General features: G+C 31.5%; 19 protein-coding genes. 10 read left to right on the top strand and 9 right to left on the bottom strand.

The annotated features are described in order from the left end of the window. Window positions 1-18: 18 nt before the first annotated feature. Window positions 19-636, bottom strand: a complete 618-nt coding sequence (locus tag ACP5SP_RS01820; protein WP_416084562.1) for a glycerol-3-phosphate acyltransferase — start codon at window positions 634-636, stop codon at window positions 19-21. A 67-nt stretch (window positions 637-703) separates the two neighbouring features. Between ACP5SP_RS01820 and ACP5SP_RS01815 the strand changes: the two genes are divergently transcribed. Next, window positions 704-1384, top strand: a complete 681-nt coding sequence (locus ACP5SP_RS01815) for a response regulator transcription factor (RefSeq protein ID WP_416084561.1) — start codon at window positions 704-706, stop codon at window positions 1382-1384. After that, a complete protein-coding gene (locus tag ACP5SP_RS01810) occupies window positions 1381-2454 on the top strand; it encodes a sensor histidine kinase (protein WP_424586446.1) in 1074 nt (357 codons plus the stop codon). Before ACP5SP_RS01815 ends, ACP5SP_RS01810 begins: the two co-directional genes overlap by 4 nt. Here the strand turns inward: ACP5SP_RS01810 and ACP5SP_RS01805 are convergent. The 3 genes from ACP5SP_RS01805 to ACP5SP_RS01795 all read right to left on the bottom strand — a co-directional run bounded on the left by ACP5SP_RS01805 (window position 2441) and on the right by ACP5SP_RS01795 (window position 5979). Beyond that, window positions 2441-3700, bottom strand: a complete 1260-nt coding sequence (locus ACP5SP_RS01805; protein WP_428075932.1) for a hypothetical protein — start codon at window positions 3698-3700, stop codon at window positions 2441-2443. The genes ACP5SP_RS01810 and ACP5SP_RS01805 overlap by 14 nt on opposite strands. Window positions 3701-3836: 136 nt before the next feature. Beyond that, on the bottom strand, window positions 3837-5042 hold the full coding sequence (locus tag ACP5SP_RS01800; protein ID WP_416084558.1) for a DUF58 domain-containing protein: 1206 nt from the start codon (window positions 5040-5042) through the stop codon (window positions 3837-3839). Further along, window positions 5029-5979 carry an AAA family ATPase gene (locus ACP5SP_RS01795; protein WP_416084557.1) on the bottom strand — a complete coding sequence of 317 codons (951 nt, stop codon included), beginning with the start codon at window positions 5977-5979 and terminating at the stop codon, window positions 5029-5031. Before ACP5SP_RS01795 ends, ACP5SP_RS01800 begins: the two co-directional genes overlap by 14 nt. Window positions 5980-6099: 120 nt before the next feature. Between ACP5SP_RS01795 and ACP5SP_RS01790 the strand changes: the two genes are divergently transcribed. After that, window positions 6100-7254 carry a cation:proton antiporter gene (locus ACP5SP_RS01790; protein WP_428075929.1) on the top strand — a complete coding sequence of 385 codons (1155 nt, stop codon included), beginning with the start codon at window positions 6100-6102 and terminating at the stop codon, window positions 7252-7254. Here ACP5SP_RS01790 and ACP5SP_RS01785 read toward each other — a convergent pair. The 5 genes from ACP5SP_RS01785 to ACP5SP_RS01765 all read right to left on the bottom strand — a co-directional run bounded on the left by ACP5SP_RS01785 (window position 7243) and on the right by ACP5SP_RS01765 (window position 14814). After that, window positions 7243-8391, bottom strand: a complete 1149-nt coding sequence (locus ACP5SP_RS01785; protein ID WP_428066290.1) for an MFS transporter — start codon at window positions 8389-8391, stop codon at window positions 7243-7245. The genes ACP5SP_RS01790 and ACP5SP_RS01785 overlap by 12 nt on opposite strands. Before the next feature lie 2 nt (window positions 8392-8393). Beyond that, the gene (locus ACP5SP_RS01780) at window positions 8394-10304 is read right to left on the bottom strand and encodes a molybdopterin biosynthesis protein (protein WP_424586441.1); all 1911 of its coding nucleotides are present in this window, start codon (window positions 10302-10304) and stop codon (window positions 8394-8396) included. A 408-nt stretch (window positions 10305-10712) separates the two neighbouring features. Continuing rightward, on the bottom strand, window positions 10713-11273 hold the full coding sequence (gene rsmD / locus ACP5SP_RS01775; RefSeq protein ID WP_416084551.1) for a 16S rRNA (guanine(966)-N(2))-methyltransferase RsmD: 561 nt from the start codon (window positions 11271-11273) through the stop codon (window positions 10713-10715). Continuing rightward, on the bottom strand, window positions 11273-13642 hold the full coding sequence (gene recG, locus ACP5SP_RS01770; RefSeq protein WP_424586439.1) for an ATP-dependent DNA helicase RecG: 2370 nt from the start codon (window positions 13640-13642) through the stop codon (window positions 11273-11275). Before recG ends, rsmD begins: the two co-directional genes overlap by 1 nt. Before the next feature lie 2 nt (window positions 13643-13644). Next, complete coding sequence (locus tag ACP5SP_RS01765) at window positions 13645-14814, bottom strand: phosphopentomutase (protein ID WP_428075927.1); 1170 nt, start codon at window positions 14812-14814, stop codon at window positions 13645-13647. 113 nt (window positions 14815-14927) lie between these two features. Between ACP5SP_RS01765 and ACP5SP_RS01760 the strand changes: the two genes are divergently transcribed. The 7 genes from ACP5SP_RS01760 to ACP5SP_RS01730 form a co-directional block, all read left to right on the top strand. Continuing rightward, complete coding sequence (locus tag ACP5SP_RS01760) at window positions 14928-15728, top strand: lipoate--protein ligase family protein (protein WP_428075925.1); 801 nt, start codon at window positions 14928-14930, stop codon at window positions 15726-15728. Between the two features lie 13 nt (window positions 15729-15741). Then, on the top strand, window positions 15742-17358 hold the full coding sequence (locus ACP5SP_RS01755) for a peptidylprolyl isomerase (protein WP_416084547.1): 1617 nt from the start codon (window positions 15742-15744) through the stop codon (window positions 17356-17358). A gap of 3 nt (window positions 17359-17361) precedes the next feature. Next, window positions 17362-18213, top strand: a complete 852-nt coding sequence (locus ACP5SP_RS01750; RefSeq protein WP_424586435.1) for a hypothetical protein — start codon at window positions 17362-17364, stop codon at window positions 18211-18213. Further along, the gene (locus tag ACP5SP_RS01745) at window positions 18210-19004 is read left to right on the top strand and encodes a hypothetical protein (RefSeq protein WP_416084545.1); all 795 of its coding nucleotides are present in this window, start codon (window positions 18210-18212) and stop codon (window positions 19002-19004) included. The genes ACP5SP_RS01750 and ACP5SP_RS01745 overlap by 4 nt, the downstream gene beginning before the upstream one ends. Next, entirely contained in the window at window positions 18994-20514 is a 1521-nt protein-coding gene (locus ACP5SP_RS01740; RefSeq protein WP_424586434.1) for a hypothetical protein, read from the top strand. The genes ACP5SP_RS01745 and ACP5SP_RS01740 overlap by 11 nt, the downstream gene beginning before the upstream one ends. Then, on the top strand, window positions 20511-21137 hold the full coding sequence (locus ACP5SP_RS01735; RefSeq protein WP_416084543.1) for a deoxynucleoside kinase: 627 nt from the start codon (window positions 20511-20513) through the stop codon (window positions 21135-21137). The genes ACP5SP_RS01740 and ACP5SP_RS01735 overlap by 4 nt, the downstream gene beginning before the upstream one ends. Then, the coding region (locus ACP5SP_RS01730; protein ID WP_428075922.1) for an AAA family ATPase at window positions 21118-22488 on the top strand (1371 nt) is incomplete at its 3' end. The genes ACP5SP_RS01735 and ACP5SP_RS01730, both read left to right, overlap by 20 nt.

Genomic DNA, 22488 nt, shown 5'->3' with positions numbered 1-22488 from the left:
CCAAAAATTAATTTTTTATCAACTTTTCAAAACCTTTAATTTACCTAAAATATATATTGTTTTTCGCCAATGTCTATATACAATTATAGCAAGTGATAAGAAAAAATATTCTTGTAAAAGTCTGTTATTTGATCGCAAAATGATAAAAATCGCAAAAATAAAAACTAAAGCTTCGCTTTCTTCTAAGGGTTTAAAATTAAATAAAGAAACGTCAAAAAAGGAGAACAAGGCAAAAAACATCAAAAATAAACCAAAAAGAAAAATAGCAATCTTACTATCAATTGCAAAAACTCCTCCAAGAAGAGAAGTAATTCCGGTTCCGCCTCTAAAATCAAAAAGGATTGGAAAATCATGCCCTAAAATTTCCGTGGCACCTCCTAGTGCAATAAGGCAATTTATTAGTTTTAATTTATTTCCAAGATATATAGGAAAGAAACCTTTAACAAAATCAATTATGAATACGAGTAAAGCAAGAAATCTGTTTATATTTTCATAGACATTTGTAGTCCCTGCGTTTCCATCTCCAAAGTTTCGTATATCCTTTTTATACAAAAACAAGGTAAGTAAGTATGCTGAATTAAATGCACCCAATGAATATGAAAAAAGCAAATATAAAGTTATTATATGTAACTTCATTAATCAATTTTAATATTAAAGCAAAAAATTTCATAATTTTTTCACAAAGTAAACATATAATAAATTGGTGACAAAAGTGAAAAAGATATTAGTAGTAGAAGATGATGAAAACATAAGAAAATTGATAAAAATGTATTTAGAAAAGTCGGAATTCCAAGTTGTTGAGGCAAAGGATGGCAAAGAGGCGGTTATAAAATTTTCGGAAGAAAAACCACAGCTAATTATTCTTGACCTCATGCTACCTTTAAAAAGTGGTGAAGAAGTAGCAAAAGAAATAAGAAAGGTCTCAAATGTACCCATCCTTATGCTAACAGCAAAGGCAGATGAAGAAAATAGAGTTGAAGGGCTTGAAATTGGAGCAGATGATTATGTCACAAAACCTTTCAGCCCAAGAGAACTTGTTCTAAGAGTTAAAAATATTATTAGAAGAAGCTATCCCAATGAGCATGAGATAAAAATAAAAGACCTTGAAATAATACCAAAAGAGATGCGTGTTCTGCAAAATGGAAAGGAAGTAGAACTCACAACAAGAGAGTTCAAGGTTTTATTTGCACTTGCAAAAAAGTCCCCACTTGTACTAAGCCGAGAGGATATAATGAACGAAATTTACGATGAATACGATGAGGTTGTTTATGATAGGACAATTGATGCATATATAAAAAATATAAGAAAAAAACTAAATGATGATCCAAAAGATCCAAAATATATCGAGTCAGTTTATGGCGCAGGATACAGGATGCTAAAATGAAATTCAAAGAGAAATTGGTTTTAAGTCACATACTTGTAAGCCTTATTTCTATTGTGACCTCAATCATTCTTATAGATTATCTTGTAAGATTCTTTTTTATTAGGATAATAATTGGAAGAGGAGTTTCCATTGTCATTCCAGCTTCCGCAACACGCTTCCTCAACACTGTTAGAATCACTATACTAATCTCAGGTGGTATATCGATACTTTTAAGTATTCTTGTTGCACTTTTCATCTCAAGATATATTATTAAGCCAGTTGTGGATATGAAAGACTTTGCTCGAAAAATTTCACAGGGAAATTTTGAAGCAAGGATCAACAAACACAATGAAGATGAAATTGGAGAACTTGCAGAATCATTAAACTACATGGCATTTAGACTAGGAGAAATTGAAAAACTAAGAACAAAATTGATGCAAAATGTTTCTCATGACTTACGAACGCCCCTTTCGTCAATTAAGGGATACCTTGAAGTTTTAAAGGACAAAAATTTTACCATTGAAGAGAAACAAGAGGCATTCAATATAATCGAAAACGAAATTGAACGACTTGAAAAAATGGCAAAAGATTTAACGAATTTATCTTCCGCGGATAGCAAAACTCTTCCTTTAGAATTTGAAAGAGTAAATCTTATCAATATTTTAAAAAGCACTTTTGAGAGTTTTTCAATAAAGATAAAGGATAAGGGACTCAATCCAATTATAGAAATTCCAGATAAACCAATATTCATATTGGGTGATTCTTTGAAACTAAAAGAGATTTTCTCAAATCTCATTGATAATGCAATAAAATTTACCAAATCTGGATACATTAAAATTACGGCTATTGAGGAGAAAGATAAAGTTAAAGTTGTTGTAGAAGATAGTGGTTTAGGTATCAATGAAAAAGATCTTCCTCATATTTTTGAAAGATTCTATAAAGGGGAAAACAACAAAGACGGAAACGAAGGAATGGGATTAGGATTATCAATAGTAAAGGAATATGTATATGCGCACAATGGTGAAATTTACGTTGAAAGTGAAATTGGGAAGGGTACAAAGTTTATTATCCAGTTTCCTACTGCCCCTTAGGAGCATCTAATGAAAGTATCTCGTTTAAAATATCTTCAGTATTTTTCTTTAGTACTTCTAAAATATTAGGGTCAATCTCTTCATTTGAATATTCTGCTACATAAAATGCGTTTGTTAAAGTAATAAATAAATCAGACTTTAAATATGGTGATAAACTTACTAGAAATTCTTTAGGAGTCATCCCTTCTTTAAATTTAAAACCAACTCTATCGAAATTGATCAAGGAAAGAAAATAAAGATAAATGACAAATTCTTTTGGATCACTTATCATATTGAGGTAATCCTTACCAAACTTTTTAAAATTTTCAGTCAATTCCTTCGTTTCCTTGAAAAATTTACGATTTTCGAAAACTGTAATTTCCCCTCTAAGAGTAAATATGTAGTAAGAAATAAAAATGAGAAATCCGATTGTTGAAAGTGAAACAAAGGCCAGTAGAGTTTGCTCTCCCGAAAGCATGATAACGAATAACCCAACAATAATTAAAACAAAAAATACGGAAAGTAAGATCATTAATTTTTTTGGTGCTTTATAATACTCCTTTTGCTCAAGATCTAAAACGTAACGCTTAGAAATTCTATAAATTAAAATTACAAAAGAAAAATACAACATAAGAAGAACTAATCCCTCAAATAAATTTAGATTTATCTCCTTTAAATCGGGTTTGTTAATATTAGCAAGTGATACAAATATGATAAAAATTGAAATTAAAACTAAAAGAAACATAAGAATTTTATCTATAAGCGATCTTCTCTTCTTTAAAGCCATATTTTGTGTGTTTGTCCTAAGTATAGAAACAAACAACAAAGTAAGAATTATAAGAATAGCAAAAGATACGGCTAAAGAAAGGACGTTTGCAAAAACGAGCAAACGAATATCAGAAGACACATTTTCATTTCCAATTTTTCGTAAAATATTAAAAAAGTTCTGTGAATTTGAGATTTGATAATCACTAAAGTTACTATTATAAACGAACAAGAATGAAAAAATCGAATTAAATAAGGTTGCAAACATTTCTTTCAAAATTGGGCGAAAACCAACTGATATTAAGCCCATAAGTGGAATCCAGGCAAGAAAAAAATAATGCCTCCTTTCGAAAACTTCATTTTCTTTCATCTTGTCAATGACATAAAAATATAGGACAGAAAAAGGTAATACATTGAGTAAATTCGAGACTCTACCCAAAAATGTACCAAGAATAAAAGAAAGAAAGAGAACTATAACTTTCGAAGATTCTAATTTTGACATTAGGTAGAAAATAATAATGGCAAAAAAAATTAAGAAATAGTACAAAATAAAGCCATAATTAATTGATCTTTCTATCTTTTGGATTAGCAGATGCCCCGCAAATATTATTTGAAATGTAAAAAGCAAGTATTCCAACTCATCCCTCCAAAACTTGTAAATAATCATTGCCAAAGATTGGATGAAAATAAATTCCTTCCCTTTTTAAAACGTCCTCAACTGATGTAATCTTTCTAATATACGCAGGCTCAATAAAATAATAGTTCGGAGGTTTTTCATTGGGTTTAACAAAAGTTTCATCTACCAAAAGAATAATATTTATCTTTGAAAAGCTTCTCTTAATTCTAAGTATCTTTTCTAAAATAGAAAAATCTAGATCTCTGTCTATATAGAAGAGCTCGCTTCCAAAATCTGTATACTCAGTAATTTTTTCGATAAACTCGGCTGGTTCAAAAGCATCATCAACTGAAATTGATAGTAACTTTAAATTTTCAAGCACATGATATTCGCCAGTTTTTGCGTTGCTTGAAATCAAAGGCTTACAATTTATAATAACTGAGTTTGGAAGATGGAATTTGTTTGCATAATAGATGATTGATGCTGCAATTGATGTTGCATTATCTTGAAATCTAAGAGACTTTCTGTAGAAATTTAAGGCAACAAAGAGCTTTTTAGAAGAACTAAAATCGAATTCCTTCACTGTTAGCTTTCCCCTATGAGCAGTTTGTTTCCAATGAATCATCGAAATAGGATCAGTAGGAGCATAGTCACGGATTCCCGCAACATACGAGTAATCAAAATTGATTCTGTATTTTGCTTTTTGACCTTCATAAGGATCTGTAAGTAAAATTTTAAGCCTTTCAAGTGGTACTAAATTAGGAAAGACAAAAATAGTTTTATAATTGTACGTTATATCAATCCTGTTAAAAAGTGCTAAGGGATCAGATATTCGAAACTCAATTTTACCTACAGTATAGGTACCTCTCCTATTCCCTTTACATTTAATTTTGCCTTCGGTATTCAAGTTTCTTCCAAAAAATTTTCCGACTTTCCCATTTGTAAGAGGAACTATGTAATGCGGCAAAAGAATCTCGTATGAAATTTTAACAGGTAAGGGCGAAGTTGCATTTAAAGTATAATTAAAATCAAAACTACTATTAAGAGTAAGTGTATAGGTTGAAACATCCGAAAAACTTGTAATTTTTACTTTGTCTAAAAAAAATGCATAAAGCAATACATAGGCAAAACTAATCAACAAAAATATATACAGTATTCCACCAAATATAAAAGAAGTAATAAGAATAGTCAGTAAAAAAATTTTAATTTCCTTCTTAAGATACTTCATTTTCGAAATTAATATTGGTTGGCACTTTTACCGACTTTAATATATCTTCTATAACGTCAGAAACTTTCGTCCCCCTAAGTTTAGCGTCAGCTCTTAAGATTAATCTATGATTCACTACATCAGGGAATGCCGACTTTATATCATCAGGTATCACAAAATTCCTTCCGTCGATTTTTGCATAGGCCTGAGCAACTTTCATAAGATGTATAGTAGCCCTCGGACTCAATCCAAGATAAATGTCTCTATGTAATCTTGAAGTATTTGCCAATTCTACCAAATAATCGAGTAAACTTGGATGAACATATACATGCTTAGTTTCATCCTGTAATTTCAAGAGATCCTCCTTTGTTGCAACAACTTTGACTTCCTCAAGAGGATCACGAATCTTCTCTGCACCAAGCATTTGCTTTTCAAATTCTTTATCTGGATATCCTATAGCAAATCTCATCAAAAATCTGTCAAGCTGTGCTTCAGGCAAAGGAAAAGTTCCCTCATATTCAATGGGATTTTCTGTAGCAAAAACAATAAAAGGTCTTTCAATATTGTGTTTAGTGCCATCAATAGTTACACTATATTCAGCCATAGCTTCAAGTAGTGCAGATTGAGCCTTAGGTGTTGCCCTGTTAATTTCATCTGCAAGCAAAATATTAGTAAATATAGGACCAAAACGCACTTTGAAAACTTTGTTTTCAAGGTCGTAAACTGTTATTCCAGTGATATCCGAGGGGAGTATATCGGGAGTAAATTGTATCCTTTTAAAATCCATATCGAAAGATGATGCAACCGCCTTTGCAAGTGTAGTTTTGCCAGTACCTGGAACATCCTCAAGAAGTATATGTCCCGAAGCAAGCAAACCTGCAATGACTTTATCAATTACTTCTCTTTTCCCAAGGATAACATTATTCAAATTAGTTCTTAACAGATCAATTTTGTTCATATTTGCATATTCCTTTCTTTATCTCACATATTATAATAAATAATTTATTTGTTACCAAAATTTAACATTTGTCGATGCTCTGTCTATTGACAAATATTACTTCTTTATATTTAATAAAATATGGAGGAAGTAATAATTTTTATAGCAATTTCTGTCATTAGCGGACTCATCCTTTCATATATACTTTCAAAATCTGATTTCCCAACAATCACAGGACTTATTATTATCGGAATTGTTATCTCATTCATACCAACACTAGATAAATTTTTAACTTCATTTGGTTCAATTTTTAAAATAATAATTGAACTTGCAATAAATATACTTCTTTTTGAAACAGGTCTTGAAATAATTTACTTAAAATACAATAAAAAAATAATACTTAGTGCTATAGCTCAATCTTTTTTTACATTTTTAATAATCTTTCTTATTTCCAAAATTTTTTTCAAGCTCGCTATTATAGAGGGAATCTTGATTGCAATAATTTGGATGGTAACAGGATCAGATATTGCAATTACGCTAATAAGAAAACTAAAAGTAAATCAAGATACAAAGTTAAAACTTGGCGCAATAGTTGTCTTTGACGACCTGATTGCCGAGATATTTTTCTTTCTTTTTTTCCCGCTTCTAAAGTTTAAAACAATTTTCCAAAATGAGCCTACAAATGCAATTTTATTAACTGTAGGAGAAATCATATTATCTATAGCTTTAGGTATACTATTGGGTTTGTTGTTTTCAAGATTTGAAAGATACGGCTTCAATAAGTTCCCTCAAATTATAACTTCATTTTCGTTTATTTTGCTTTTTGTTGGTATTTCCGAGTATTTGAAGCTTCACTCAATCGTTGTATCTCTTATTGCAGGAATAGTTTTTTCCAATACCTCAAAAAATGAAATAATAAAAATTGTAAGATTTTCTCTCAAAGAGATTGACCAAATTTTTTATACACTCTTTATTATCTATTCGATAAGTTATGTTGGACTTATAAGAATTGAAAAGTTTTTGCTTCCAAGCATTTTAATACTATTTATAAGACTCATAGGTAAGTCCGTTGGAGCCATTATAATTCAAAAATTAAAGATTATTGAAACAAATTCAATAAAGAACATTATTATTACAATTATTCCTCAGTCTATGTTAAGTGCATATTTTGCATATCTTTCAGGAGAATACTTAACAATATTCGGAACTTCAATATTTACTGCTACGATTACAAGTATCATTATGTTTGAAATTTTAGGTTATTACTTAATAAAGAAATTTGCACTAAACGAATAGCAAAAATACTCCTGCTACAACTGCAAGTACACCTCCGAAATAAAAAGGAACGTTTGGTGCAACAAACTGATAGAGGATGCCAGCAATAAGAGAGGCAGGAAATGCCATAATGCCAATAGCAAAATTATATATGCCAAAAGCTGTTCCTCTCATTTTATCATCGGTTACAAGATCTGAAACAAACGCCTTTTGTATACCTTCTGACATTGCGTAATAAACACCGTACAAAGCATACACAAACCACAAGAAATTTGGCTCCTTAGTTATGGCAAACAATAAATAACTTAAGCCATAAATTAATATTCCAATGATAAGAGTTGTTTTTCTTCCAATCTTATCAGAAAGAGATCCCAATGGTGTCGATAAAGCTGCATAAACAATACTGTGTAACGTCCACATAAGAAGTATTGTTGTTGGGAGTACCCCAATACTTCCCGAATACATAGTAATAAAAGCATCAGAACTATTTCCGAGAGTGAATATTAAAATTGAAATTAGAAACATATAATAACGTCTTCCCAGCTTTAAATTTGAAAGGAAACTAATATGTACTTTTTTTCCATTTTCAAGTTTTTTCTCTTGAATAAAAAACAAAATTATAACTGCAATTACAGCAGGAATTAGCGCTATTTTAAAAATTTCTCTATAATTTGTTTTTCCGAACTTCTCAAGTACCCAGAAACCTAAAAGCGGGCCAAGTGCTGCACCTAACGTATCAAGTGCCCTGTGTAATCCAAAGTAAAAACCTCTATTTGTTTCATCAGTATATGATGCAATTAGGGCATCACGAGGGGAGGTTCTGATTCCTTTGCCAATGCGCTCAAAAGCTCTTACAGCAAGGACACCAACAGGTGAATTAACTACAAGCAAAAAAGCTTTTGAAATCGTTGATTCAGCATATCCAAAAATCGTAAGCCATTTGCGATTTCTTACTTTGTCAGAAATATAACCTGAAAAGACTTTAAGAAGTGAAGCAATTGTCTCAGCAAGACCTTCAACAACTCCAATGAACGCTCCTCCTGCGCCTATCGACTCAAGAAAAAGGGGAAGAACTTTAGTTATCATTTCAGTAGAAATATCCGTAAAGAAACTTGCAAGACCTAGAATTATTACATTGGGATTAAGTTTTTTCTTCATTTTCATTCCTCCTTCATCTTATTAACCCATTTATATCCAACAAAATTTCTCATCAAATTTTTGGGCTCTACTTCGCTAATTTTCGCCAAAAGTTGAACTATTCTTGGATCTTGTAAATAATCCTTTCGGATGATAAGTTCATATTCCTCCTCACCTAATTCGATAAAATCAAGATCAAACAATTTGGCAACATATTCTATTCCCATTCCACAATCCACAATCCCATCTTTAACTGCATTTGCTACACCTAAATGTGTTGTCTCTTCTAAATCATAGCCATTTATCTTTTCTTTATCAATACTTCTTTCTGATAATAGATAATCAAAATAAACTCTTGTTCCAGAACCTTTTTGTCTATTAATAAATTTAACATCTCCTCTTTCAAGATCTTCTAAAGTTTTAATGCCTTTGGGATTCCCCTTCTGAACAATAAGTCCTTGATTCCGATTTACTAAATGAAGTCTTAAATATGAATCAGGTTGTAAATATTTCTTAAGGTATGGAGTATTGTAAGTCTGTGTCTCGCTATCGAATAAATGTATTGATGTAATTATTGTTTCGCCTCTTGCAAGGGATAAAAGTCCTCCCAAACTTCCTACATTAATTATTCCAAATTTGAACTGAGGGTTTTCTTTTTTAACCATATTTAGTATATATTCAAGCAAAGGATCGTTACTGCCAATAAAAAGAAGCTGAGAAATAATTTCAAACTCACTTTTTAAAAGTTCTACTTCTACTTGAGAACCCGAGCTTATTCCTTCACTATTTTCGTCAATTCTTAATATTCCATCACCTCTTGCAACTGTTGTAAGATTTGCTGCACCTCTCTTAAGAGGAACACACACTATATCATTATCAATCTTTGCTAACTTTACTCTAACGAATTCCTCAATCCCTAAAGAAGATGGAATATCTCTTTTTACAGTTGCTAAAATTTTTCTTGGAAAATCTAACGAAACAGAAGTAAGATGTTCAACTGCAACTTTGAGAAATATCTTTGAATCAATGTAAGAAGAAACAGGAAACCCTGGACAGCCAATTAAGGGAACGTCTCCATTAAAACCAATTATCAGAGGTTTACCCGGTTGTATTGTAAGTCCGTGGAAGAGAACTTTTGAAAAACTTTCAAAAACATCCCCTATAAGGTCCTTTCTTCCCTTTGCTGATCCTCCAACTACTACTATTAAATGAAATTTTTTTGAAGATTCTTCAATGATTTTTCTTAGTATATCAAAATCGTTTGGAAAAATTTCATCTGAAATGTAAGGATCAGCGCCAAATTCCTTTAAGAATGAGGCAATCATATAAGAATTTGAATCGATAACGTCACCTATTTTTAAGTCCTGCCCCAATCTTTTGACCTCTTCTCCAGTTGGAATAATGAAAACCTTCGGTTTCTCTAAAACGAAAATTCTATCATTGTAAGAAGAAATTAATACTCCGATATGGGCAGGGGTAATTTTTTCGTATATGGGAACAACAATCTCACCCTTAGCAAAATCTTCACCAATTACACGGACATTTTCATACATATGAAGCGGCGAAAAAATCTTAATAAATTTCTCCGTTACCTCAACATCTTCTACCATAACAACACTGTCAAATGGATAATTAATAGGATCACCTGTGTTTACAGGTATCGCGTCCTTTCCAATTTCAAACAATTTTGGATTGTTTATTGTTGCGAATGCCGTAAGACTTGACTTAACCGCAAAGCCATCAACAGCAGAGGCATTAAAGAAAGGATTTGAAATTTTCGCTACAATAGGTCTTGAAGTAATTCTACCTAAACTCTCATAAACAGAGATTTCCTCTTCTTTTAACTTTTTGAAAACTCTTTTCTCTTTTAGCGCGTCGCTAAAGATTTTTATTGCACTTTCAAGACTTTCCTTTTTAAAAAAAATTTCTTTCATTGTTATGCACCTTGCAAATTAAACCATTGGAATTATAATACATTTTGATGATAAAACAAACAATTAAAATTTTAACTTCATGCTTTGCTGTTGCCTTTGTTTTGGCTTCTATAACCTTTTTAATTACATACATAATATATGGGCCTAATTTAATTTCACTTTTAAACACTTATTTTTTTGAAGGGAGCCTTTTAATTGTAATAAGCGGAATTCTCTCACTTGGAAATTTAGGGGAAAAGGTTCCTCTTTCTAAAATATATTTCCAAATTCTTAAACCTTTGTTTAAGGAAACAAAGCTCGACCAGAATTTAGGGTTAAACTCTTGGTTGCTGCTATTTCTAACTGGACTTTATATTTACGGGTTCATGTTCCTTATACACATTATTTTTAAGCCAACGTTCTGATTAGTTACTCTGCTACAAAATAAGAAACTAAGATCTTCCCATACCTTTTCTCTTTATATTTCGAAATTAATAAACGGCCCTTATATTCTTCATTTAATATCTCTTCTTTTGAATGTTCAGCAATAATTACTGAATTGCTTTCAATAATAGAAGAATCTTTGAGTATTTCAAGTATCTGACTTACAAAGTGCATTTTATAAGGAGGATCAAGGAAAATAAAATCAATTTTTCTTTCTAATTCAGGCTTGGACAGAAATTTAAAAACATCTTTAAAAATAACTTTAGAATTATCTATAATCCCGAATCTTAAAATATTTCTCTTTATTACTTGAATTGCCCTCGGATTGTTTTCGACAAAATAAACAAACTCAGCGCCTTCGCTTAAAGCTTCTATACCCACAGCTCCAGAACCCGCAAATAAATCGAGAAAAACCTTTCCGTAAATATCAAAACGAATTACATCAAAAATGGCTTCTCTTACTCTATCGCTTGTAGGTCTTAGTTCTAAATCTTTTGGTGGTGAAACGATTTCCATTCCTTTGAACTTACCAGTCACAACTCTCATCATGCAACCTCTATGAGCGGAATTTTATTCTTATATTTAATTGATAGCAGTTTATAAAACTCCTTTAGTTTTTCGGGATCATATTTTGTATTTCCACTAAGAAGATTTAATGCTTCTTCTCTTGCAATTTCAAGAATTTTCATATCCATTTCCCCCACAAGAGTAGTTATTTTAAAGTCAGGAAGACCAGACTGTTTTGTCCCAAAAATTTCTCCAGGCCCCCTGAGCCTCAAATCAAATTCGGCAACTTCAAAACCATTGTTGGTTTTCTCAAGAATGTTGAGTCTTTCAATCGCATCTTTAGAAGGGTTCCGCGTGATAAGAAAACAATAAGACTGAAGATTGCTTCTTCCAACCCTGCCTCTTAACTGGTGAAGTGTTGCAAGACCAAATCTGTCTGCATCTTCGATAACAATAACAGTTGCATCTTTCACATCAACCCCCACTTCAACAACTGTAGTGGATACAAGAATTTGGTATTTCCCGTTTCTAAAATCTTCCATGACTTGGGCCTTTTCCTTTCCTGACATTCCACCGTGCAACTTTGCGATTTTATACCCTTTGAGATGATTTTGTGCTAATCTTTCATACACTTTTTCAACAGATTGCGCATCCAAACTTTCTGAATCTTCAATAAGAGGACAAACAACATAAGCCTTGTGACCTTTGTCTAATTCTTCTCTTACATGTCTATATGCAAGCTCTTCTTCATTATAAAACACTCTTGTAATAACGGGAATCCTTCCCTTTGGTAGCTCTTTTATAACACTTACATTAAGGTCTCCGTATAAAGTTAATGCAAGAGTTCGGGGAATTGGCGTTGCGCTCATTACAAGCGTATGAGGAATTATTGCTTTTTCTTTTAATGAACCTCTCTGGAGCACCCCAAAACGGTGTTGTTCATCAACAACTATAAGCCCAAGTTCCGCAAATTTGACAGATTCCTCAATTAGTGCATGGGTTCCAAAAACCATATCGGTTTTATGTTTTTCCAAACCTTCAAGAATTTCTTTTCGCTTTCTACTTGAAGTGCTTGAAGTTAAAAGAGCAAGCTCTATTGGAGTATTTTTAAATATTGTACTCGCAGTTTTAAAAGTCTGTTCTGCAAGTATTTCAGTTGGGCTCATCATCACTGATTGATAACCATTTTTATAAGCAATAAATAATGAAAAAAGAGCAACTATTGTCTTTCCAGAACCTACATCACCATGCAAAAGTCTGTTCATTGGATGTCCAGATGTAAGATCATCAATGATATCTTGAATAACTTTCTTCTGGTCTATTGTAAGCTCAAAAGGGATTAGAGCATTAAATTCGTCAATATATTCCTTTTTAATAACAAATCTATATCCCTCGCTTTCTTCTATAAGATGTTTCCTTCTACCTAAAATGTATTGCAGTTCAAATAATTCATTAAAAATAAGACGTTCTTTTGCCTTCTTCAAACTCTCAAAGCTTTGTGGAAAATGGATGTTAGAAATTGCGTAATCTAAAGAAACCATATTCCTTCTCTGTAAAATTTCTTCATCTACATAGTCAAATAATTTACTTCCAGTATTTTCGATAAGATTTATCAATTTATTCCTTAAAATCTTCTGACTTAAACCTTCTGTTAAACTATAAACTGGGGCAATTCTCAATGTATTGATAAGTTCCTTTCCCTCTTGAGGAATTTCGTAGTCAGGTGACGGCATTTCCCATTTACCGTATGAAAATTGCACTTTTCCAAACAAGAAAATTTCCATACCTTCTTTAAGAATGTTTTTTAAATACGGTTGGTTAAACCATGTAGCTACTATATAGCCAGTACCATCTGTTCCTAAAACTGAAACAATATTTAATTTTCCTTTTCTTTCCTGAACCGAAACAATTTTAACTTTAAGCAAAGCTGCTTCGCCATTTTTCAAAGAATAAATTTTCTTTACATTTCTAAGATCAAGATATGCTCGGGGAAAATAATACAACAAATCATAAACAGTTTCAATATTAAGTTTTTTGAGTTTCTTTGCAATTTCAGGCCCAACACCTTTAACAAATTGAACAGGTGTAAATAAATCAGATAATTTTATTCTATTTTCAACACTAGTTTCTGAATACGTATTTCTTTTAACTTCACTTTCTTCTTTGCCTTGTTCGTTGTCATTCAGTTTTACTTCATCTAAGATTTCAAACGCTTTACTAATAACTTCTTTTCGTTTCTCTAAAGGTAATGAATTATAGTTTAAAAATATTTTAAGTAATTCATTTTTCTTGAAATCTACAGTTCTATCAATAAAGTCTAAAACAAACTTATCGAAACCTCCAATTACTGAATCATTTTTATAGCCTCTCTTCCTTTCAAGTAATAATAGCTTTCTAAGTTTCTCCACACTCATTTGTAAATTAAATCAAGAAAGCTTGAACCATTAATTCTTTCAACATTAAATATCTGTGACAAAGTCGCTGAAATATCGGCAATACTTTGTCTTAAACCAAGATTAACATTTGGTTTAACATGATCACCATAAACAATCAATGGTGTAAATTCACGTGTATGGTCTGTATGAGCTTTAAAAGTTGGATCACAACCATGATCTGCCGTAATAATTAACATATCGTAGGGTTTCATTTTTTCAAGAATTGCTGGAATCATATTATCTACATCTTTGAGTCCATTGCCATATGCTTTAAAATCTCTCCTGTGTCCCCAGTTTGCATCAAATTCGACAAGATTGGTAAAAATAATCCCCTCATAATCCTTCAAAACTTCTAAAATTGTCTTTTCCAAGCCATCAATATTGTTCTCAGTATGAATACTTTCTGTAAGACCTACTCCAGCAAATAAGTCATGAATTTTTCCAATCCCTACTACATTCAATCCTTTCTCTTTTATCAAATCCAAAACAGTCTTATGAGGAGGTTTTACTGCATAATCTCTTCTTTCTGAAGTTCTAATAAAACCTGTTTCAGGAGTTCCTATAAAAGGTCTTGCAATAACCCTTGCAACTTCATGTTCACCTACACAAACTTCATATCTTGCAATTTCACACATTTTGTATAGTTCATCAAGAGGTATTACATCCTTATGGGCCGCAATTTGAAAAACTGAATCAGCTGAAGTATACACTATTGGATTACCTGTTTTCTTATGTTCCTCATAATATTCTTTAATTATTTCTGTACCAGAAGCGGGTTTATTTCCAAGAACTTTCTTGCCTGTAAGTTTTTCAAACTTATCTATTACTTCCTTCGGAAAACCATTTGGATATGTTGGAAAGGCCTTTTTTAGAATGACTCCTGCCATCTCCCAGTGACCACTAATAGAATCTTTCCCTTTAGAGTTTTCACGAAGTCTTCCATATGAAGCTATATAGTTTCCATTTTCATTAAAAACAACACCCCTTAATCCCAGTCTTTCGAGATTTGGTAACCTTAAATCAGGATTATACTGAAGAGTATGCAATATGGTGTTTGCACCCCAATCACCATACTCTATAGCATCTTCTGCTTCACCTGCTCCTACGCTATCAAGAACCAAAATAATTACTCTTTTAATTTCCATTTAAACCTCCATTATTGTTTTTTAGGCTTTAATATTTTACTACAAAAATATATCTTTTAAAATTTTTCCGTTTGGCTTGATTAAAAAAACAAATTCTGATAAAATTTTGGGTAATGTATAGGTTTATTGACACTGGAAAAAACAATGGTGCCATGAATATGGCAATTGACGAGGCACTACTAATTGCGCAGGCAAATTTTGGCACTCCTCCTGTCCTTCGTGTTTACCAGTTTGAACCCCCAACTCTTTCTATTGGCTACTTTCAGAGTGCAAACAAGGAAGTTGATTTTGAGAATCTCAAAATAATGGGGTTTGATTTTGTAAGAAGACCTACAGGCGGCAGAGCTGTGCTTCACGATAAAGAGCTAACTTATAGTATAACGATTGCCTATCCTAACAAAATTCTTGAAATGAACCTCTTAGATTCTTTTCACTTTCTTTCAAAAGGAATAATTCGCGCAATTGAGATAATGGGAGGAAATGCATACTTCTCTCAAAGTGAAGATAAAGAAGTTTCAAGTCCTTCTTGTTTTGCTTCACCTACATTTTCAGATATTTTAATGAATGGAAAAAAGGTAGTTGGATCCGCCCAGATGAGAAATAAATTTGGGTTACTTCAGCACGGTTCTATACTTTACAAAGTTGATATTGAGTCAATTTTTAAATGCTTCAAGCTTGAAGAAAAACAAAGAGAAAGACTTATAGAAATTGGAAAACATAAAATTTCATCTTTATCAGACGAATTGAGAAGAGAAGTTGGCTTCAAAGATATAAAAGAGACCTTAAAAAAAGGTATGGAAGAAGTTTTAGGAGAAAAAATGGTTGAAAGCAACTTAACCAAGGAGGAATTAGAAATTGCATATGATTTATACAAAAATAAATATAATACATTAGAATGGAATTTTATGAAATGAGAGGTGAGTATAAATGGGTAGGCAGAGCAAAATTAAAAAATTAAGACGTGAAGGAAAACTTCCTAGGGTAGAAAAAGAAAAACCAACTCCTTTATGGGTAAAAATTTTAATTGTTATTCTTATTTCAGTTTTAGTTTTAGGTAGCGCCTCTGCTGTCTGGGGATATGCAGAAAGAAACATGGCAGCAAAAGTTGGAAAAGAAACTATCACTATCGATCAGGTAAATAATGAGTTAAACTACTACAGAGATTTATATAAACAATTAAACATGACTTTAACACAACAACAAGAAGCGCAACTTAAAGATAATATCCTTCAAAGTTTAATTGAAGAATCGCTTCTTGTTCAATATGCAAAAGACCATAATCTGAAGATAGACGAAACACAATACAAGAAAAATTTGGAAGATCAAATAAATCAGACAATAGAACAAGGAAAGAAAAATAATGGAGAAAAAACATTTTTAGATTTTGTAACTGGACAGTACGGATCTCTTGATGCATATAAACAGTACCTTGAGAAAATCTACGGACCTTATGTGGAAAGACCCCTTCTTGCACAAGCGGCCTTAGATCAAAAATACAAAGATATAAAAGTTACAGATGAAGAAATAAAGCAATATTTCAACTCAATAAAAGAAGTTTCTGCTGAGCACATTCTTGTTCTTCTGCCTGATAATCCAAATAAGTCTCAAATAAATAATGCAAAAAAATTGGCTGATGAAATATTAAATGAAATAAACGATTTAAAAGCTAAGGATAAAAATTTTAATTTCGCAACTTTTGCTCAAAAGAAAGTTAAGGAAATAAATGACAAAAACAATGGCAAGGAAGTTCTAAAATACGAAAACCTTGGTTATTTTCCAAAAGGACAAATGGTTAAAGAATTTGAAGATGCGTGTTTCAACCCCAATGCCAAAGTAGGCGATATAATAGGACCTATTAAAACCCAATATGGATATCACATAATTCACATCTTGGGTAAAAAAACGGTTGCTGAAACCTATGACCAACCAGAAAAAGTAAACGTAAGGATTGTTCAATTCAACTTTGATCCAAAAGATGCAAAATCAAAAGAAAATGCATATACTTCCGCAAAAAGTATCTCAATTCAAACAAGAAATGGAATGAGTTTCATAGAAGCAGTAAAAAGGTTTTCACAAGATGAGACCACTAAATCTAAAAATGGAGAAACTGGATTCTTTACAAAAGATGAGAAACCCGAGATTTTTAGTGCAGTTGTGAATCTCAAAAAAGGCGATATTACAGATCCAATACTTGTGCAAAATTCTTATGTTGTAGCTCAACTTATCGACAAACAGCCCGCAAAAAAAGCGACGCTTGAAGATAAAGATATCTACAATAAAGTTAAGGATGAACTTATTAACAACAAGAAAGCAGAATTGAAGAAGCAGTTCATAGATGAGCTAAAAAGAAAATACCATGTAAGAACTACCAATCCTGGAAGAATCCTTGCAAATTTCTTGAATAAATATTTAGTCACTCCGTTTAATAACTTTAACAATTGGATAAGTAATTTGTCAAAGCCTTCAACTACAAGCCCCACAAATCAACAGAACAGCACAACAACACAGCCCCTTGAACCTGTAAATCCATCCTCGGGAAGTTAAGATATGGAAAGGAAGAAAATATTAGTAAAAAGAAAAAAAATTAGTAAGAGTTACAAAAAACCAATTATCATCGGTTCAGTAGTTGTATTATCTGTTATTCTTCTTTTAGTATCACTCTATGTAAGTCTCATCCTTCCTTGGAAGAATGTTTATCTTAAAGTTGGCAACGATAAGATAACATACGATGAAATAAATTATCAAATTTATCTTGCTTCGAAAACTTTAAATTCTCCGCTCCCCAATCTCCAAACTGGAGATCCGAAATCACTTGCAGCCTCAAGGAATGTCCTTCAACTTGCCTACATAAATGCAATCTCAGATGGAATTCTTTATAATAAAGCACTAAGAGATAATTTAAATGTAAGCCAATCCGAAATTGATTCTTATATTGCAAACCTTAGAGATTCTGTATCTCAAGGTTTTAACAACAAGGAACTTGCATTAGAAGATTTTTTAAGCACAATTGGCGTAAGAAAGTCATCGTTAAGAGATATAGTTTATAAGAAGTTGTTAGCCGATAAAGAAATAGATCTCTTAACAAAAGATATAACAGTTTCAGAGCAAGAAGTGAAAAATTTCTATGAAGAATTTTCACAAGTATATGTTAAAAACCCTAACGAAAAGGAAAAATATTTTAAGGAACATTATGAGAAGATCAGAGAAGACTGTTTAAGGAGTAAAAAAGATCAATATGTTTCAACAACATTAAGGACTAACATCATTAATGAAGGAATAAAAGATATACAAGTCGATAATCCATACAAGAAATTAATGAGATTCTGGTATGGTACATTCCTTGGCACACAAATTCCAGAAATTTATAAGGCCACAAATGTTCAGGACTTATTAACATGAAAAAGTATTTAATAAATTCACTTGGAATTCTCATACTTATTGTGCTTCTGTTTAACATTACAGAGGTAAAAGTTTTTGACGAAGCACTAAAAACTCCTATTAGTGGAGTAAAGGTAAATAATTTTCTTACAAACGAGCAAGGTATTGCAAAATTTTTAGATTTAAATTTTAACCAGTTTCTCATTTTTGAAAGAATTGGTTATCAAGCAACTAAGTTAAAAATAGGGATAAAACCAATATATAGAGTCATACAAGTTAACCTTACAGAGGGAGATTTATCTTACATAAAGGAACAAATTAACATTTGGGCAAGCAAGGTTTCTAAATACAAATATGAGCTCACTAATTCTGAAACAGGATACTCATACACCTTTGTCCAGGTCATTAATGGTGAAGATAAATATACTAAAACTATTACGAACCAAAATGGACAAATAACGGAAAGGGAAATTTTTGTTATTTCTGGTAGAGTTTACACGAGGGAAAACGGCAGACAAATACAAGAGATTACTGAGAACAAGGAGGATTTTCTTGCTGATAATTTAGTTATAATTCCTCTTGTGGATGTTATAAATGAATTCTTAGCATCAGTAAATGAAAAAGTTAAATATGAAACACCTACAAAATTCATTTTTTCGAGTAGCGATTCGAAAAATACTCTCACGTTGAATCTCTCAAATAATGGTATACCTTCTGAATTTACACTTGAAAATATAAATGGAAACAAAAGAGAAACAGTTAATCTAAAAATAGATCTTGATAATGTAGAGGTGAATCTAGATGAAAATTGAAAATGATCTTGATTCACTAATAGAAAATTTCTTTGATGAATATTACTATTTCTTTTCATCTTTTGCAACACTTAGGGGAATTCATAGATATGACTACAAACTTTCTACTTACGATAGAAATGAATTAAATAATTTTAAAAATTTTATAAGCGAGACACTTTCTTCATTAAAGAATTATGAGGAAAAAAATAAAAATCTAAAAACACATGACTCAAAAACATTTAAAAAGTTTTTAGAAAACACTTTTCAATTTGTTGATGACGGATTATACGACAATCCACAGTTCTTTGTTTTTGATGCCTTCATTGGCATAGTGTCTGTTGCTCTAGTCCAAACGAAACCAATAAGTATAAGAAGCAGAAACTTTTCCGAAAGACTAAGTACATTAAAGTATGTAAATGATTACATAAGAACTTATGTAGTTAATATAACGGAGCTTGAGAGGAAGGCAATATTACGAGAGATTGATTATCTTGAGCACTTTATTAATCAATTCTCAACATATTTGCTTACAAAAAGCGATACTGACAAAAAAGAAAACTTGAAATTGGAAAAAACAAACGCAATAGAATCACTAAATGAATTAAGAAAATTAATTAAATCAATTAAGGCAGGAAGCGATGTCAAATTGAAAGGAATTCTCGATTTCCAAAATCTCGACAATAATTTTGTGGATTTAAAAAGATTCTTAGAAGATAACCTTATTTCAATATCTGAGAATTTGATAAAGAAAGCAAGAGAAATAAAAATTGCAAACCCTTATAAGGAAACCATTAAAGAAGTAATTTCACAAAGAGAGCAGTATAATGAAGTCGCAATAAAAGATATTTTAAATTCAATTGAAAGCCTCATAAGGACATTTTTGCCTTATGAAAAAATCGAATTTGAAAAAAAGGTTTTTATTGATTCAAGTGAATTTCCCGATATTCTTTCAAGTCTCATTGGTTATACGATACCGTCGGGAGAATTTGATACAAAAAGGAATGTTCTTTTTATTGTGAGAAATGAAGAAAATTATTACTCTTTACTATACCAAATAATATCAAACTTATTTCTTGGCAAACCTTTCATAAACTTCTATAGAGTTAGTATTAAGAGCAAAAAAAAGTATTTTTTAAATCAACTTCTTTACAATGGGCTTCCAGTATACCTAAGAAGAATAATATTCGATGATATAAAAGGAAACTTAGGAAGACAATTTGAATTAGTTTATTATTACGAGGAGTACATTACAATTTTGAAAGCTTATATTCAAAATGAAATTTACTTTAGAAATTGGAATATGCTTTCAGTTGAAAATTTTGTTAACGAAGATAAAATATTATTAGATAAGGAAAAATTTATAGAAGATTTTGTGTATGATATGGGAAGAAGTTTTCTTGCAGTACAAGGATTAAATGCAATCTTTGACCTTAAAAGAGAAAAAAGAGTTAAATCTAACGAATTTATTGCAAAACTTCTACAGAATATGCACTACCCGTTTTCTACAATAAGACAACTTATAAAATGAAGCCAAAATTCATAGTAGCAATAGCAGGAAATATAGGTTCTGGCAAATCAACTCTTTCAAAATACTTAAGCGAAAAATGGAAGTTTGATATACTTGAAGAACCGGAAGCAAAAAATCCTTTTATTAAAAAATTTTATAAAGATCCAGAAAGATGGGCGTTTCATTCACAATTATTCTTTCTTACTGAAAGGGCAAACCTTCAATTAAGAATAGAAAAGAATTCTTCAAACATCATTCTTGATAGAACCATTTATGAAGATGCTGAAATATTTGCTAAAATCCTTTTAAACGAAAGTGAATACAAAATATACAAAAAAATTTACGAGCACTATCTTGAAATAATAACTCCACCAAATTTTATAATATATTTAAGGACTTCGGTAGATACACTTATGGAGAGAATAAAAATAAGAGGAAGAGGCTACGAAAAAACCATTAGAAGAAATTATATTAAAAAGCTTAACGATAGATACGAAGAGTGGATCAAAAATTTTAAAATTTCACCAGTTTTAACTATTGATACAGATAAATACGAAATTTACAGTCTATTTGGAGATATTGAAGAGATAAGAAAAAATATAGAAGAATTTTTCTGGAGGATGAATGAGAGACGAACAAACTGAATTTGAAAAACAAGCGTTCCTGGAAATTCTGCCTAAAAACATAAAGGAAAAACTTCAAAATATTGGAGAATTTGATAATCTTATCGAAGTAGTATTAGATTTAGGTAGAAAACCCGAAGCAAGGTTTACAAATAGAACTGTTTATTTAAGAGACGAACCTGTAACAAGAGAAGAGATCAATGAGACACTTCAAAAAATTGGGGTTTTTGACAGAGACCATAGAGCTGGAATAGAAAAAACACTACATAGAATTTCAGGTGTGTTCAATAGAAGAGGCGAAGTAATTGGACTTACCTGTAGAGTTGGCAGAGCAGTTTACGGAACCGTTGAGGTATTGAAAGATATTATAACAAGCGAGAGAAATTTGCTTCTTCTTGGAAAACCTGGCGTTGGAAAAACAACCCTTTTAAGAGAAGCGGCAAGGGTTCTTAGTACTGAACTTGGTAAGCGAGTTATTGTAATAGATACGTCCAATGAAATTGGAGGAGATGGTGATGTTCCACATCCAGGAATAGGAAATGCAAGAAGGATGCAAGTCCCATTTGGTACTGCACAGGAAGAAGTTATGATTGAGGCAGTTGAAAATCATTTTCCTGAAGTTATCATTATTGATGAAATAGGAAGGGCGGAAGAAGCAAAGGCATGCAGAACAATTGCAGAAAGAGGTGTTAGGCTTATTGCAACGGCACACGGGACAAGTATAGAAAATTTACTTGTAAATCCAACACTTCAGGATCTCATAGGTGGTATAACATCTGTCACTCTTAGTGATGAAGAAGCTGCAAGAAGAGGAACTCAAAAAACTGTGCTTGAAAGGAAATCACCTCCTACATTCGATACGTTAATAGAGATAAGAGAAAGAGGAGTTTTTGCAATCTATCATGATGTTGCAGAGACAGTTGATGCTTTGTTACGTGGTTTTCCTGTATTTCCAGAAATAAGAAAGTCGGGCGAAAGCACAATGTTTGAACAGTTAAAAATAAATCAAGAAAAGACAAGCATAGAGAATCAAAAAGATAGTGAGTTAAAGATATTTGCTCTTGGAATAAATGCAAGTTATATTGAACGTGCACTTCACTCTATAAGGCTAAAGGGAAGAATAGTTAAAAACATAGAACAGGCAAACCTTATTGTTTGCGATAAAAAGTCTCTTGAAAAAAAGAAAGAGATACTAGAATATGCATCGAATTTACAAATACCAATAAAAGTTATCGAAAGGAACTCTCTTGGAGGAGTAAAAGATTTCATAAAAGAATTAAAAAACAAAGGAAAACCAAAAACATCTGTTGATTTTGAAGAAGTTGAAAATATAATTGAAGAAGTAATAGAAAAAGGTGTTCCTAAAGAAATA

This window comes from Caldisericum sp., assembly GCF_049967455.1.
Lineage (GTDB): Bacteria > Caldisericota > Caldisericia > Caldisericales > Caldisericaceae > Caldisericum > Caldisericum exile_A.
Note: the sequence above shows the minus strand (reverse complement) of the source record. Positions and strands in the feature narration are given on the sequence as shown.